Here is a 14,044-nt window from a genome sequence, read left to right on the forward strand (position 1 = left end):
CGTGACCGAATCCCGCCGCAACCGGCTGGACCTGGAGCCCGACACCGTCGAGCGGGACCTGGTCAAGCTCGTGCTGACCGTCGTGGAGCTGCTGCGCCAGCTCATGGAGCGGCAGGCGCTGCGCCGTTTCGACGCCGGTGACCTGACCGAGGAGCAGGAGGAGCGGATCGGGCTCACCCTGATGCTCCTGGAGGACCGCATGTCCGAGCTGCGCGAGCGCTACGGACTGCGGCCCGAGGACCTGAACCTGGACCTCGGGCCGCTCGGACCGCTGCTGCCCCGGGACTGAATCCCCCCACCGGATCCCCCCGCGTCCTCCGCCCCGTATCCCTCGCGGGATTCCGCGGCGGGGGTCACGGGAAGCGCGGGGACCCGGTCCCGGGCCGGATCCGCCCCCTGTGCCGGCGGCCCCCTTTTTGTCGACTTCTCGTCGGCGGCCCCTTCTGCCGGCCGCGGCCGCGCCGCGCGGCGGGAGTCCCGGCAGCCACGGGGCCGGGACGGCCGGCGCGGCCCGCCCCGGCGGTTCGGCCGCGAAGCCGGCGCCGGACAGGATCAGCGCCGGAAGGCACCGGCGGGACGGGAACCGCGGGGAACCTCCTGCTGCGCGGATCTCTCGGCGGACCGGCTTCAGGAGCGTTCGCGGCAGAGGATCTCGCCGTGCAGCACGCTGAACCAGCCGTCCTCCCGCCGCCCCCACTCCCGCCACGCCTCGGACACCGCCCGCAGCTGCTGCGCGGTCGCGTGGCCGCCTTCGACGGCCCGCCGCGCGTACGCCGACGCCACGGTGCGCTCCGCCCACAGGTCGCTCCACCACGCCCGTTCCGCCGCGGTGGAGAACGTCCACGTGCTGGAGGTCGCGGTGACGTCGGTGAGCCCCGCTTGCAGCGCCCAGGACTTCAGCCGGCGTCCGGCGTCCGGCTCCCCGCCGTTGGCGCGGGCCACCCGGCGGTACAGGTCCAGCCAGTCGTCCATCCCCGGGGACGCGGGGTACCAGGTCATGGCCGCGTAGTCCGAGTCGCGGACGGCGATGAACCCGTTCGGCTTCGTCACCCGCCTCATCTCGCGCAGGGCCCGCACCGGGTCGCCCACGTGCTGCAGCACCTGGTGGGCGTGGACCACGCAGAAGGTGTCGTCGGGGTAGTCCAGGGCGTGGACGTCGGCGACCGCGAAGTCGATGTTGGTCAGCCCGCGTTCGGCCGCCGTGGCCCGGGCCGGGTCCAGGACCTCCGGCGCCCGGTCGACGCCGGTGACGTGCCCGTCGGGGACCAGCTCCGCCAGGTCGGCGGTGATGGTGCCCGGGCCGCAGCCGATGTCCAGGATCTTCATGTGGGGCTTGAGGGAACCGAGCAGGTACGCCGCGGAGTTGGCGGCGGTGCGCCAGGTGTGCGAACGCAGCACGGACGCGTGGTGCCCGTGCGTGTAGACGGCGGTCTCCTGCGGTTTCGGCATGGCTGAGCCCCTTCCCGGCCTCGTGTGGCACCGGTGCGCGGGGCGCTGGCGGCCCCCTCCGGCGGTGGGGTCACCGTACCGCCCGTCGGCCGCATGATGAGACCACCGTCCCGAAATGTGGACTGACGGGAGGTCGGACCCGGACCGGCGGCCGGCGGCGGGGTCAGCCGCGGGGCAGCGGCCGGTACACCGTGAGCGCCCCGGGCAGCTTCTCCAGGACCACCTCGCCGTGCACCTCGGTGACCTCCCCGTCGTAGGCGAGGAGCGTGCCGGGCGCGACGCCGGTCAGGCGCAGCCGGCCCACCTGCACCGCCGCGTGGGCGGGGGAGCGGGTCAGCGGGCCGGCGAGGGCCGCGGCCAGCAGCCGCGCCGCGGGCCTGCGGCCGCCGTGCACCACCCGGACGTCCAGCAGGCCGTCCGCCAGGTCCAGCCGGCGCCCCGGGGCGAGGCCCACCCGGTGGTAGGTGCCGTTGCCGGCGAACAGCAGCCACAGGGGAAGGGGCCGCCCCCGCACCTGCGCCTCCAGCGGGTGCCGGCCGGCGCGCAGGACGCGCAGCGCCGCGAGCACCCCGGCCGGCCAGCCGCCGATCCGGTGCGACCAGCGGCCCCGCTCGCGCACCAGCTCCGGGTACACGCCCAGGCTGCACGTGTTGAGGAAGACGCCCTCGGCCCCGCGGGAGGCGAACCGCCCCACGTCCACCCGCACGGCGTCGCCGCGCCGCACCGCCCGCGCCAGGCCGCGCACGTCCTCCACGCCCAGGTCGTGGGCGAAGTGGTTGAGGGTGCCGCCGGGCAGGACGGCGAGGGGCAGGCCGTGCCGCAGGGCGATCGCGGCGGCCGTGTTCACCGTGCCGTCGCCGCCGCACACGCCGAGCACCCGGGCGCGGGCCGCCGCCTTCTCCAGCTCGGCCGGCACGTCCGCCGGATCGCACTCGACGACCTCCGCGCGCGGCAGCGCGTCCCGTACGGCGCCGGCCCGCTCGGCGCTGCCGGCGCCCGTGTTGGCGACGAGGACCAGGCCCTCGCCGTCCGCCAGCGCCGGGGCGCCCGCGGACGGCCGGGCCGGCGGGACGGCCGGGGCGCGGGTCGGCACCAGGCCGCGCACGGCGAGGGCGGCGCCCGCGCCCAAGGCCGCGCCGGCCAGGACGTCGCTGGGGAAGTGGACGCCGGTGTAGACGCGGGAGAGGACGACCGCGCCGGCCACCGGGGCGACGGCGGCGCCCCAGGCCGGCGACTCCAGGGCCACGCCGGTGGCGAACGCGGCGGCCGACGCGGCGTGGCCGGACGGGAAGGACGTGGTGAACGGCTGCCGCTTCAGCCGGCGGACCAGCGGCACCGGGTCCAGCAGGGGACGGGCGCGGCGGACCGTGCGCTTGCCGAGGGTGTTGATGGTCAGGGAGGCCAGCCCGAGGGAGGCGAGGCCGCGGGCCGCCGCGCGACGGGCCCGCGGCGTGCGCGTCGCGGCCAGCGCGGCGGCCGTCGCGAACCACAGCACACCGTGGTTGGCGCTGCGGCTCAGCCGGGGCAGCAGCGGATCGGCACCGGGCCAGTGCCGGGCGGCGACGGATTCGAACAGACGGCGGTCCAGCGTGAGGAGGCGGTCGCGGACGGGACGCGGGCCGGGGGTCGGCACGGTGAGGTCGACGTCGGGGCTCATGCCCTCCCGCCTACCCGGCGGAAGGCGTTTCCTGCGGGCCGCCGCGGGGCCGGTCCGACCGGGGACCGGAGCCCCCCGGAGCGGAGCGCGCCCGGCCGAAAAGCGGTTGCCCCCCGTCGGCGGACGGCACAGAATCGCCGGTCATGGGCCATCTCGAAGCAGCGCACCTGGAGTACCACCTCCCCGACGGGAGGACGCTGCTCGGCGACGTGTCCTTCCGGGCCGGAGAGGGGACCGTCACGGCCCTGGTCGGGCCCAACGGAGCCGGGAAGACCACCCTGCTGCGGATACTGGCGGGTGAGCTGAAGCCGCACGGCGGCTCGGTCACCGTCGGCGGCGGGCTCGGCGTGATGCGGCAGTTCGTGGGCTCCGTACGGGACGACACGACCGTACGGGACCTGCTCGTGTCCGTCGCACCGCCCCGGATCCGCCAGGCGGCCCGCGCCGTCGACGAGGCCGAGCACGCCGTCATGACCGTCGACGACGAGGCCGCCCAGATGCGGTACGCGCAGGCCCTCGCCGACTGGGCCGAGGCCCGCGGCTACGAGGCCGAGACGCTGTGGGACATGTGCACCACGGCCGCGCTCGGCGTGCCGTACGACAGGGCGCAGTGGCGCCGGGTGCGCACCCTGTCCGGCGGCGAGCAGAAGCGGCTGGTGCTGGAGGCGCTGCTGCGCGGCACGGACGAGGTCCTGCTGCTCGACGAACCCGACAACTACCTCGACGTCCCCGGCAAGCGCTGGCTGGAGGACAGGCTCGCCGAGACCCGCAAGACCGTGCTGTTCGTCTCGCACGACCGGGAACTGCTCGCCCGCGCCGCCCAGCGCATCGTCTCCCTCGAACCGGGCCCCGCCGGCGCCGACGCCTGGGTGCACGGCGGCGGCTTCGCCACCTACCACGAGGCCCGGCGCGAACGCTTCGCCCGCTTCGAGGAGCTGCGCAGACGCTGGGACGAGAAGCACGCCCAGCTGAAGAAGCTGGTGCTGAACCTGCGCCAGGCGGCCAGCGTCAGCCACGAGATGGCGTCCCGCTACCAGGCCGCCCAGACCCGGCTGCGCAAGTTCGAGGAGGCCGGCCCGCCGCCGGAGCCGCCGCGCGAGCAGGACATCAGGATGCGGCTCAAGGGCGGCCGCACCGGCGTACGGGCCCTGACCTGCGAGGGACTGGAACTCACCGGCCTGATGAAGCCGTTCGACCTGGAGGTGTACTACGGCGAGCGCGTCGCCGTCCTCGGCTCCAACGGCTCCGGCAAGTCGCACTTCCTGCGCCTGCTGGCCGGCGAGGACGTCGCGCACACCGGGCGGTGGCGGCTCGGGGCGCGCGTGGTGCCCGGCCACTTCGCCCAGACGCACGCGCACCCCGAGCTGCAGGGCCGCACCCTCCTGGAGATCCTGTGGAAGGAGCACTCCCAGGACCGGGGCGCCGCCATGTCGAGGCTGCGCCGCTACGAGCTGACCGGCCAGGCGGAGCAGACCTTCGACCGGCTCTCCGGCGGCCAGCAGGCCCGCTTCCAGATCCTGCTGCTTGAGCTGCAGGGCGCCACGGCGCTGCTCCTCGACGAGCCGACCGACAACCTCGACCTGGAGTCCGCCGAAGCCCTCCAGGAGGGCCTGGAGGCCTTCGACGGCACGGTCCTCGCGGTCACCCACGACCGCTGGTTCGCCCGCTCCTTCGACCGCTTCCTGGTCTTCGGCAGCGACGGCCGGGTCCGCGAGACACCGCAGCCGGTGTGGGACGAACGGCGCGTGGAACGGGCCCGGTGACCCCGCGGGCGCGCCGGGCCGTTCCCGACGGGCGGCGCGCCCGCGGCGCCCGTGCCGCGGGCTCCCGGGCAGGCGCCCCGTCCGCCGTCAGCGCGGGAGCGCCCGCCGGGCGCCGGGAGGGACCGGCGCACCCGGAGGCCCGGGTGCTCGCGCAGGGGGGGCGGAGGCCCCGGCTTTCTCCCGGATGCCGCCCGGGGGTGCCAGCGCGCGCCGGGCGGGTACCCGGACCGCATGAACGAACACGACGAGCGGGAGATCACCGCGACCGGAGTGGACCCGGCCCGGCTGGACGACCAGCAGCTCATGCGGGAGCTGGAGACCATCCATCGCACACGCCACGACACGCTGCTGTACGGCTCGAACGACGCGCTGCGCGCCCACAACGAGCGCATGGCCCAACTGGAGGGCGAGTACCTGCGGCGCAACCCCCGGCGCCCGGTCGCCGCGGGCCGCACCCGCGAGGGGGCCCGGGAACGCACCGCCGGGGAGTCGGCCACTCCCGGCACCTGACGGACCGCGGGCCCGGGGGCCCGTGCGCCGGTGAGCGCACGGGCCCCCGGGCCCGGCCGGGGACAGGAGGGCGGGTCGCCGCCGATCAGCCGCCGGCCTTCGCGAACTCCGCGAGATAGGTCTCGCAGAACGCCTTCAGGTCGTCCGGCTTGCGGCTGGTGATCAGCCGGTTCGGACCGCCGTCGCAGACCTTCACCTGCTCGTCGACCCAGGTGCCGCCCGCGTTGCGGATGTCGGTCTGCAGGCTGGGCCAGGAGGTGAGCACCCGGCGCCGTACGACGTCCGCCTCGACCAGCGTCCAGGGGGCGTGGCAGATCGCGGCCACCGGGCGGCCCTGGTCGAAGAAGTCCCGGACGAACGCCACGGCCTTGTCGTCCATCCGCAGAAAGTCCGGGTTGGCGACCCCGCCGGGCAGCACCAGCCCGCCGAACGCGTCGGCCGAGGTCTCGCCCACGACCTCGTCGACGGGGAAGGTGTCCGCCTTGTCGAGGTGGTTGAAGGCCTGGATCTCACCGGGCTCCGTGGAGACGAGCACGGGCTCGTGACCCGCGTCCTTCGCCGCCTGCCACGGCTCGGTCAGCTCGACCTGCTCCACGCCCTCGGGCGCGACCAGAAACGCGATACGCATGATCGTTCGATGTCCTTTCCCGAAGCGGGGCCCGCGGACGGGCCCGCTCGCTCTTCGTCCACTTGTCGTTCGGCCGGGCCGTGCGCGCGCACCGTGGCGGCGGCCCCGCCGGGCGGACCGGCGCCGGCGGTGTCCCCGGCGGCGCCGGTCCGCCCGGCCCGGTCCTGTCTCACGCACCGCCCCGGGTGTCCGGCTCGGCGCGGCTGATGTCGGCGAGCGGCGAGGCGGGGTCCTGTGCCTCGGCCAGGTCGCCGAGGCTCACCAGCCCCACCGGCAGCCCGTTCTCCACCACCGGCAGCCGGCGCACCGCGTGCTGCCGCATCAGCGCGACCGCCGCCGACACCGGGTCGTGCGGGGCGACCACCAGCGGGTCCGGGGTGCACACGGACCGCGCGCTCACCGCCAGCGGGTCGACGCCCTCGGCGACGGCCCGCACCGCGATGTCCCGGTCGGTGAGCACGCCGACGACCTGCTGGCCGTCGGCCACCACCACGTCGCCGATGTTCTGCGCGCGCATCAGCTGCGCCGCCTCGACCAGCGAGGCGTCCGGGCGCACGGCGACCACGCCCGGCGTCATGACGTCCTTCACGAACTCAGCCATCGGTTGGCCCTTCCTCCCGTTCCCCGGCCCGCGGGGCCGCGGGCCGGGCCGGGTCGCATCGCCCGCGGCGCCCCGCCGCGGGGAGCTACGCGTCGCCCGGCCCGGCCTCCCCGGCCCCGGTCAGGGCCTCGGCCAGCTCCTGGACGGTGCCGTAGCGCGCCGACTGCGGCAGCTCCTCGACCTGCTCGACGAGCGAGTCGGGCGCGTTGCCGCGGCGCAGCGCCCGGGCCAGCTCGCGCGGGCCCGCCGGGAAGGTGCCGCGGGTCAGGATCCGGGCCAGGTCCAGCCGGACCGTCTCCAGAGGCGTCGGCCCACGGCTCGGCGTCACCGGCCCGTGCGCGACCTCGGGGTCGTCCTCGGCGGTCGGCTCCGGGTCGTGCCACTCCTCGGTGCGGGTGGGGTGCCCGGACTTGAGCAGGCCCTGCAGTTCGTGCTTCATCTCGTCGTCGCGGCGGACGCTCAGCCGGTCGCTGCCTCGCTGCATGTCTCCCTCCAGATCCTCGGGGGTGGCCCCCGCGTACCCGCAGACCGGGCACCGACACGGATTCGCCCGGACGGGACCACTCCGATTCAGCCGGACACCGGGGCGCGCGGTCGTCCCGCCCGGCGCGGACGGCGCCCGCTTCGTCACTTCCTCTCCCGCGCCGGCAGGAACTCCTGCACCTTCGCCTTGAAGCCCTGCCGGACCACCGACCCTCGGTCCGGGTCGCCCTTCAGGACCGCGGCGGCCGTCGCCTCCATCTGCTCCCACGTGGCGTGCGGCGGGATCGGCGGCACGGCCGGGTCGGTCAGGAACTCGACCACCGCCGGACCGTCCGCCTCCAGGGCGGCCCGCCAGGCGGCCTCGACGTCCTCCGGCTTCTCCACCCGGATGCCGGTGAGGCCCAGCGAACGGGCGAACGCGGCGTACTGCACGTCCGGGAGCTCCTGCGAGGGCAGGAAGGACGGGGCGCCGCCCATGGCCCGCAGCTCCCAGGTGACCTGGTTCAGGTCGCGGTTGTTGAAGACGCCCACCACCAGCCGCGGGTCCTCCCACTGGTGGCGGTACTTCGCCGCCGTGATCAGCTCCGCCATGCCGTTCATCTGCATCGCGCCGTCCCCGACCAGGGCGATCGCGGGCCGGTCCGGGTGCGCGAACTTCGCGCCGATCACGTACGGCACGCCGCAGCCCATCGTGGCCAGCGTCCCGGACAGCGAGCCGCGCATGCCGGACCGCATGGTCAGGTGCCGCGCGTACCAGTTCGCCGTCGACCCCGAGTCGGAGGTGACGATCGCGTTGTCCGGCAGCAGCGGGTCCAGGGCGCGGGCCACGTACTCGGGGTTGACCGGGTCGGCGCTCAGGGCCGCGCGCCGCTCCATCACCTCCCGCCAGCGCCTGACGTTGTCGCACACCGTCTCGTACCACTCGCGGCCGCGCCCGGGCTCGATCAGCGGGATCAGCCGCTCGAGCGTCGCCCTCGCGTCGCCGACCAGGTTCACCTCGTACGGGTAGCGCATCCCGATCATGTGCGGGTCGATGTCGATCTGCACCCCCCGCACCTTGCCGAACTCGGGCAGGAACTGGCTGTACGGGAACGACGACCCGATGGTCAGCAGCGTGTCGCAGTCCCGCATCAGCTCGTACGACGGGCGGGTGCCCAGCAGGCCGATCGAGCCGGTGACGTACGGCAGCTCGTCGCTGAGGACGTCCTTGCCGAGCAGCGCCTTGGCGACGCCCGCGCCGAGCAGCTCGGCGATCCGCTCCACCTCGGCCCGCGCGCCGGCCGCGCCCTGGCCGACCAGGATCGCCACCTTGTCACCGGCGTTGAGGATCTCCGCCGCCCGCCGCACGGCGTCGTCGGAGGGCACCGCCGTCCAGGAGCTGCGGTCCAGGCTGGAGGGCACCATCTTGAACTCGTGCGTGGGCGGCGAGTAGTCGAGTTCCTGCACGTCGCCGGGGATGATGACGGCCGTCGGGCAGCGGCGCGCGTACGCGGTGCGGATCGCCCGGTCCAGCACGTTGGGCAGCTGCTCGGGCACCGTCACCGTCTCCACGAAGTCGGAGGCGACGTCCTTGAACAGCGTGTGCAGGTCCACCTCCTGCTGGTAGGAGCCGCCCATCGCGGTGCGGTGCGTCTGCCCGACGATCGCCAGCACGGGCACGTGGTCCAGCTTGGCGTCGTACAGCCCGTTGAGCAGGTGGATCGCGCCGGGCCCCGAGGTCGCCGCGCACACGCCGAGACGGCCGCTGAACTTGGCGTAGCCGACCGCCTGGAACGCGGACATCTCCTCGTGCCGGGACTGGATGAACCGGGGCTGGTTCTCCGCCCGGCCCCAGGCGGCCAGCAGCCCGTTGATGCCGTCGCCGGGGTAGCCGAAGACGTGCTCGACACCCCATTCGCGCAGCCGCTGCAGGACCTGGTCGGCGACCTTGACGCTCATGTACGGACCTCCCGGACATCGGACGTGGGGGACTGGCGGACAGCAGCGGTACGAGTCACCGCGCGCCGTGCCCGAAAACCTGCCCGGGTGTTTGCGGCGCGGGGTCGGGGGCAGGCGGAGTCTCAGTGCTTCGGACAGGAGGCACGTCCGTGGGAGCGGTGCGACGTCGCCGCGGATGCGTCCGTCCGGATCCCGGACGCGCTCCCACGGTGACCGTCCGACCGACGGGCCGTGTCGCCACGGCGGCCCCGCCATCGGCGCCGCCCGCGACATCCGGCACGCTTCCGGCTCCGCGCAGCGGGAGGCGCTCCGGGCCGCGCCTCACCGACAGGCGTGACGACAGGCCCCGCACTCCAGGGGAGCTGCGACGCACATGCCGACCCAAGCCGGCGGGAGGCACCACCCGCACGACGACGCCCCCGACACCGCCGAGGCCTTCCGCAGGCTCGCCGTCCTGCCGCCCGGCCCCGAACGCGACGCGCTCCGCGACCGGATCGTCGAGGCCTGGCTGCCCATGGCCGACCGGCTCGCGGGACGCTTCCGCAGCCGCGGCGAGAGCTACGAGGACCTGCGCCAGGTCGCGGCCCTCGGTCTGGTCAAGGCCGTCGACCGGTACGACCCGGAGCGCGGCAACGCCTTCGAGAGCTACGCCGTACCGACCGTCACCGGCGAGATCAAGCGCCACTTCCGCGACCACATGTGGACCCTGCACGTGCCGCGCCGCGTCCAGGACCTGCGCAACCGGGTGCGGTTCGCCTGCCAGGACCTGTCCCAGACGGTCTCGGGCCGCCGGCCCACCGTCGCCGAGATCGCCGAGCACGCCGACATGAGCGAGGAGGACGTCCAGGTGGGCCTGGAGGCCCTGGAGAGCTTCACCGCCCTCTCCCTGGACGCCGAGCTGCCCGGCAGCGAGGACGGCTACTCCCTCAGCGACGCCCTCGGCGCCCCCGACCCGGCCCTCGACACCGTCGTCGACCGCGAGGCCGTCAAGGAGCGCCTGGCCGCGCTGCCGGAGCGGGAACGCGCGATCCTCTACATGCGGTTCTTCGGCGACATGACCCAGAGCCGCATCGCCGAGCAGCTCGGCATCTCCCAGATGCACGTGTCCCGCCTGATCAGCCGGTGCTGCAACCGGGTGCGGGAGCAGGTGCTGCGGGAAGGGGCGTAGGCGGGGCGCCGGCCGGGACCGGGCCCGTCACCCGCTCGGAGGTCCCCTTCGCGCGAATGGTGCCCGGCGGCGCGCGTGCCGGAGCCGGGCGGGCTGTGATGGCTGCGGGGGCGCGAGCGCCGTGCCCCCGCAGCCGTCGCCCCAAGGAGGCCCCTCATGCGCCGCGCCGCCCGCATCCTGTCCGTCGCCGTCCTGTCCGGCGCCGCCGTGGGTGTTCCCGGGCCGGTCCTCGCCGCAGGACCGGCCCCCGCCGGGAGGCCGGCCGGGTCCGTGGACCGGGCCGTCGCCGCCGGGGCCGCCCCGGCCGTCCCCGTCCCGGCCGTCCCCGGCGGTCCGTCCGGCGCCGGGATACCCGCCGCGGCCGGGGACCCGGCCGGTACGCGGTCCGGTACGGGGGAGTCCGCGGACCCCGGGGGGCTCACCGCTGCGGAGGAATCCGCCGACTCGGAGGAATCCGCCGGTGCGGAGGAATCCGTCGGCGCCGACGCGTCCGCCGCTGCGGAGGAACCCGGCGCCGACGCGTCCGCCGCCGAGCGACCCGCCGGCCAGGAGGACCCCGCGGCCACCGGCGGGAGACCGGACGTGTCCGGGGAACCGGCCGCCGAGGTCGTCCCCGGCACCGTCTCCCCGGGCGGCGACGTCACCGTCTCGGTCGTCTGCGATCCCGTCGGCGGCCGTGCCCCCGCCACCGTCGAGGCCGCCTCGCGGGCCTTCGAAGGGGGCGCCGTCGAGCTGCGCAAGGCGCCCGGGAACGACGAGGAGGTGTCCGGCCCCGTCTACCGCGGCACCGCCCGGATCGCCCCCGCCGGGGACTTCGAGGACGACCCCGCCCCGTCCGCCTCCGCCTCCGGTTCCGCGTGGACCGTCGACGGCACCTGCCCGGCGGCGCACGGCTCGGAGGGCACGCCGTGGAGCGCGACGTTCACCGTGCTGCTCGACGGCAGCGGCGGCCACCCGTGCCCCGAACCGGGCGGGCCGGGCGACGAGCCGTGCGGTGACGCCGCCCGGGGCGGGGTGCGGGCCGGGGCGGGCGGCACCTTCACCGACTCCGTGCCCGCGCTGGTCGCCGGGGGCGTCCTGATCGCCGGCGCGCTCGGCGCCGCCGCGCACCGGCTGTACCGCCGGCGCGGGCACGGCGGCGGCTGACCGGCCGGCCCCGCCCGCCCGTACCGCCTCCGAGCCCCACCGCCCCGCACGTCCCGCACGTCCCGTACGCCCCGGCAGCCCGGCAGCCCGGCTCTCCTGCGCGCCCGTGCCCACCGCGCCCGTCGAACCCCTTGCGGTACCCCGGCCACCTCCCCTCACACCGGCAACCGCCTGTGATCCGCGCAACCCGGCCGGGCGGCCATGGAGCGGCGTCGCCGCGGGTACCCACAGCTCCGAGACCCCCGGCCCGGGCGACGCGACGACCAACGGCACACCACCCAGGCCCCCATTCCGGAGGTACGCATGCCGCGGACGGACCCCGAAGGCCACGGCCCCGTCCGCTACGGGCCGCCGCTCCCGGCCGACGGGCTGCCCGTGCTGCCCGAGCTGTCGGCGGTGCTCGCCGCGGCCGCGTCCCGCGCCGAGAGCGAGCCGGTCGGCGGCGGGCCCGCGCTGCGGGCCGCGGCCTGCGGCTACTGGGAGCGACGCGGCCTGCCCACCGCGCCCGACCGGGTGGCCGCCGCACCCGGCGCGCCCGCCCTGCTGCTCGCGCTGACCGCCGCGCTCGGCGGCGACGTCCTGGCGCCGCGGCCCTGCACCGCCTGGTGGACGCCGTACGCCCGTCTGCTGGGCAGGCCCGTCTACCACGTCGCGACGCCGGTCGAGTGCGGCGGCGTCCCGGATCCGTACGCCCTGCTGGAGACCGTGCGCCGGGTCCGCGCCGAGGGCGGCGACCCCCGGCTGCTGGTGCTGTCCGTCGCCGACGACCCCACCGCCACCGTCGCGCCGCCCGAGTTCCTGCACGAGACCGTCGAGGCGGCCGTCGGCGAGGGCCTGCACCTGGTCAGCGACGAGACCTGGCGCGACACGCTGCACGACCCGCACGAGACGGTGCTGCTCAGCCCCGCCGAGATGCTGCCCGAGAAGGTCACCGTCGTCACCGACCTGGCCGGCGGGCTGCTCCCGCCGGGCTGGCCGGCCGCGGTGGCCCGCTTCCCGGCGTCCGCCGCCGGGGACGGTCTGCGTGCGCGCGTGCTGGACGTGCTCACCGCGCTCGACGCGTGCGTCGCCGCTCCCGTCGCCGTGGCGGCGGGCCACGTCCTGGGGGAGCCCGGGCCGGTCACCGCACGCCGGTCCGCCGCCGCACGCCTGCACGGGCGCGTGGCCGCCGCCGCGCACGCCGCCGTGGTCGCGGGCGGCGCCCTCGCCCGGCTCCCGCGGGCCGGCCGCCACCTGTACGTCGACCTCGGCCCGCTGCGCGCCGCGCTCGGCGCGCAGGGCGTCTCGGACGCCCAGGAACTGGAGGACTTCCTCACCGCCCGGCTCGGCATGCCCGCGCCGGGCGGCCACCGCTTCGGCGACGATCTGCAGGCGCTGCGCGTCCGGCTGTGCACCGGCCCCCTGCTGGGCGCCTCCGACGAGGAGCGCGCGGAATGCCTCAGGTCCCCCGACCCGTTGGAACTGCCACACGTGCAACGCGCGTTGATCCAGCTGAGGTCGGTCTTCGACGATCTCCGCGACGCTCAGCGATGGGAGCCTCCTCGATGACGCAGCAGTCCGAGTCGACCACCACGAGCACGACCGTCCGGGAAGCCGACGTCCCGGCGGACACGCCGTCCCCGGCCTCCCCCGCCTCCGCGGTTCCCCCGCTCGCCGATCCCCGGCCCCTGGGCGAGCGCCGGATATGGCCGAGAACCTTCCACGACCGGCTCACCGCCCCGCTGCCCGGCCTGAAGGCCATGGCCCGCTTCGCCCGCGAGGGCGCCCTGCGCCCGGACCGGGCGGGCCTCGCCGACATCCCCCGGCTCCCCTTCCGGCCCGGCCCGCTGCCCCGCGTGGACGCCCGCACCATCGCCGTCACCTGGGCGGGACACGCCAGTTGGGTGGTGCGGATCGGCGGGCTCACCGTCCTCACCGACCCGGTCTGGTCCCGCCGCATCCTCGGCACCCCGGCCCGCGTCACGCCCGTGGGCGTCCCCTGGGAGGACCTGCCCCGCGTCGACGCGGTCGTCATCAGCCACAACCACTACGACCACCTGGACGCTCCCACGCTGCGCCGGCTCCCGCGCGACACGCCGGTGTTCGTGCCCGCCGGACTCGGCCGCTGGTTCCACCGGCGCCGCTTCACCCGCGTCACCGAGCTGGACTGGTGGGAGGCGGCCGAACTGCGCCCCGAGGGCGGCCCCGCCGAGGGCGGTGACGGGCGCCGGGCGGGGGTCCGCTTCGACTTCGTCCCCGCCCACCACTGGTCCAAGCGCACCCTCACCGACACCTGCCGCACCCTGTGGGGCGGCTGGGTGCTCACCGCCCCCGACGGCCGGCGGGTCTACTTCGCGGGCGACACGGGCTACGGCCACTGGTTCTCCCGCATCGGGCGGCGCTACCCGGGCATCGACCTGGCCCTGCTCCCCATCGGCGCCTACGACCCCCGCTGGTGGCTCCGCGACGTCCACTGCGACCCGGAGGAGGCGGTCCGGGCCGCCCAGGACCTCGGCGCGCGCCGGATGGCCCCCATGCACTGGGCCACGTTCGTGCTGTCGGCGGAACCGGTGCTGGAGCCGCTCACCCGCGTACGCGCCGCCTGGGAGAGGGCCGGCCTGCCCCGCGAGGACCTGTGGGACCTGCCGGTGGGCGGCTCCCGGATCCTCGACCAGGCCTGATCCCCCCGGGGCTCCGCCCGCGGGGCCCGGTCCCGCCTCGG

At 76.2% G+C, this 14,044-nt stretch carries 13 protein-coding genes; 7 read left to right on the plus strand and 6 right to left on the minus strand.

Annotated elements, in window-relative coordinates:
• Window position 1 precedes the first annotated feature (1 nt).
• Entirely contained in the window at window positions 2–289 is a 288-nt protein-coding gene (locus tag ACIBAI_RS15905; RefSeq protein WP_344605305.1) for a gas vesicle protein K, read from the plus strand.
• 338 nt (window positions 290–627) lie between these two features.
• On the opposite strand, the gene ACIBAI_RS15910 is transcribed toward ACIBAI_RS15905, so the two are convergent.
• Together ACIBAI_RS15910 and ACIBAI_RS15915 are read right to left on the minus strand one after the other, a co-directional pair.
• On the minus strand, window positions 628–1,449 hold the full coding sequence (locus ACIBAI_RS15910) for a class I SAM-dependent methyltransferase (RefSeq protein WP_399034546.1): 822 nt from the start codon (window positions 1,447–1,449) through the stop codon (window positions 628–630).
• Between the two features lie 163 nt (window positions 1,450–1,612).
• Window positions 1,613–3,106, minus strand: a complete 1,494-nt coding sequence (locus ACIBAI_RS15915) for a bifunctional phosphatase PAP2/diacylglycerol kinase family protein (RefSeq protein WP_399034547.1) — start codon at window positions 3,104–3,106, stop codon at window positions 1,613–1,615.
• A gap of 143 nt (window positions 3,107–3,249) precedes the next feature.
• On the opposite strand from ACIBAI_RS15915, the gene ACIBAI_RS15920 reads away from it, so the two are divergent.
• Both ACIBAI_RS15920 and ACIBAI_RS15925 read left to right on the plus strand, forming a co-directional pair.
• Complete coding sequence (locus tag ACIBAI_RS15920) at window positions 3,250–4,869, plus strand: ABC-F family ATP-binding cassette domain-containing protein (protein ID WP_399034549.1); 1,620 nt, start codon at window positions 3,250–3,252, stop codon at window positions 4,867–4,869.
• Window positions 4,870–5,100: 231 nt separating this feature from the next.
• The gene (locus ACIBAI_RS15925) at window positions 5,101–5,379 is read left to right on the plus strand and encodes a DUF6158 family protein (protein WP_344605313.1); all 279 of its coding nucleotides are present in this window, start codon (window positions 5,101–5,103) and stop codon (window positions 5,377–5,379) included.
• 85 nt (window positions 5,380–5,464) lie between these two features.
• On the opposite strand, the gene ACIBAI_RS15930 is transcribed toward ACIBAI_RS15925, so the two are convergent.
• From ACIBAI_RS15930 to ACIBAI_RS15945, 4 genes are all read right to left on the minus strand, one after another.
• Entirely contained in the window at window positions 5,465–6,007 is a 543-nt protein-coding gene (locus ACIBAI_RS15930) for a type 1 glutamine amidotransferase domain-containing protein (protein WP_399034550.1), read from the minus strand.
• Between the two features lie 169 nt (window positions 6,008–6,176).
• Complete coding sequence (locus tag ACIBAI_RS15935) at window positions 6,177–6,608, minus strand: CBS domain-containing protein (protein ID WP_399034552.1); 432 nt, start codon at window positions 6,606–6,608, stop codon at window positions 6,177–6,179.
• 85 nt (window positions 6,609–6,693) lie between these two features.
• On the minus strand, window positions 6,694–7,092 hold the full coding sequence (locus ACIBAI_RS15940; RefSeq protein ID WP_344599949.1) for a DUF2795 domain-containing protein: 399 nt from the start codon (window positions 7,090–7,092) through the stop codon (window positions 6,694–6,696).
• Window positions 7,093–7,235: 143 nt separating this feature from the next.
• On the minus strand, window positions 7,236–9,029 hold the full coding sequence (locus ACIBAI_RS15945) for a thiamine pyrophosphate-requiring protein (protein ID WP_399034554.1): 1,794 nt from the start codon (window positions 9,027–9,029) through the stop codon (window positions 7,236–7,238).
• A 373-nt stretch (window positions 9,030–9,402) separates the two neighbouring features.
• On the opposite strand from ACIBAI_RS15945, the gene ACIBAI_RS15950 reads away from it, so the two are divergent.
• From ACIBAI_RS15950 to ACIBAI_RS15965, 4 genes are all read left to right on the plus strand, one after another.
• Entirely contained in the window at window positions 9,403–10,197 is a 795-nt protein-coding gene (locus ACIBAI_RS15950) for an RNA polymerase sigma factor SigF (protein WP_344599947.1), read from the plus strand.
• A 156-nt stretch (window positions 10,198–10,353) separates the two neighbouring features.
• Entirely contained in the window at window positions 10,354–11,343 is a 990-nt protein-coding gene (locus ACIBAI_RS15955; protein WP_399034556.1) for a hypothetical protein, read from the plus strand.
• 303 nt (window positions 11,344–11,646) lie between these two features.
• Entirely contained in the window at window positions 11,647–12,891 is a 1,245-nt protein-coding gene (locus ACIBAI_RS15960) for an aminotransferase class I/II-fold pyridoxal phosphate-dependent enzyme (protein WP_399034558.1), read from the plus strand.
• Window positions 12,888–14,003 (plus strand): MBL fold metallo-hydrolase, encoded by a 1,116-nt coding sequence (locus ACIBAI_RS15965; RefSeq protein WP_399034560.1) that lies wholly within the window; start codon window positions 12,888–12,890, stop codon window positions 14,001–14,003. The genes ACIBAI_RS15960 and ACIBAI_RS15965 overlap by 4 nt, the downstream gene beginning before the upstream one ends.
• The last annotated feature ends 41 nt before the right edge of the window (window positions 14,004–14,044 follow it).

The organism is Streptomyces sp. NPDC051041, assembly GCF_044456065.1.
Lineage (GTDB): Bacteria > Actinomycetota > Actinomycetes > Streptomycetales > Streptomycetaceae > Streptomyces > Streptomyces glaucus.

Excerpts from the sequence above, each read along its gene's own strand:
- ACIBAI_RS15945 (WP_399034554.1), bottom strand. The coding sequence starts at position 9,029 with ATGAGCGTCAAGGTCGCCGACCAGGTCCTGCAGCGGCTGCGCGAATGG.
- ACIBAI_RS15910 (WP_399034546.1), bottom strand. The coding sequence starts at position 1,449 with ATGCCGAAACCGCAGGAGACCGCCGTCTACACGCACGGGCACCACGCG.
- ACIBAI_RS15965 (WP_399034560.1), top strand. The coding sequence starts at position 12,888 with ATGACGCAGCAGTCCGAGTCGACCACCACGAGCACGACCGTCCGGGAA.
- ACIBAI_RS15915 (WP_399034547.1), bottom strand. The coding sequence starts at position 3,106 with ATGAGCCCCGACGTCGACCTCACCGTGCCGACCCCCGGCCCGCGTCCC.
- ACIBAI_RS15935 (WP_399034552.1), bottom strand. The coding sequence starts at position 6,608 with ATGGCTGAGTTCGTGAAGGACGTCATGACGCCGGGCGTGGTCGCCGTG.
- ACIBAI_RS15955 (WP_399034556.1), top strand. The coding sequence starts at position 10,354 with ATGCGCCGCGCCGCCCGCATCCTGTCCGTCGCCGTCCTGTCCGGCGCC.
- ACIBAI_RS15930 (WP_399034550.1), bottom strand. The coding sequence starts at position 6,007 with ATGCGTATCGCGTTTCTGGTCGCGCCCGAGGGCGTGGAGCAGGTCGAG.
- ACIBAI_RS15920 (WP_399034549.1), top strand. The coding sequence starts at position 3,250 with ATGGGCCATCTCGAAGCAGCGCACCTGGAGTACCACCTCCCCGACGGG.
- ACIBAI_RS15940 (WP_344599949.1), bottom strand. The coding sequence starts at position 7,092 with ATGCAGCGAGGCAGCGACCGGCTGAGCGTCCGCCGCGACGACGAGATG.
- ACIBAI_RS15950 (WP_344599947.1), top strand. The coding sequence starts at position 9,403 with ATGCCGACCCAAGCCGGCGGGAGGCACCACCCGCACGACGACGCCCCC.
- ACIBAI_RS15960 (WP_399034558.1), top strand. The coding sequence starts at position 11,647 with ATGCCGCGGACGGACCCCGAAGGCCACGGCCCCGTCCGCTACGGGCCG.
- ACIBAI_RS15925 (WP_344605313.1), top strand. The coding sequence starts at position 5,101 with ATGAACGAACACGACGAGCGGGAGATCACCGCGACCGGAGTGGACCCG.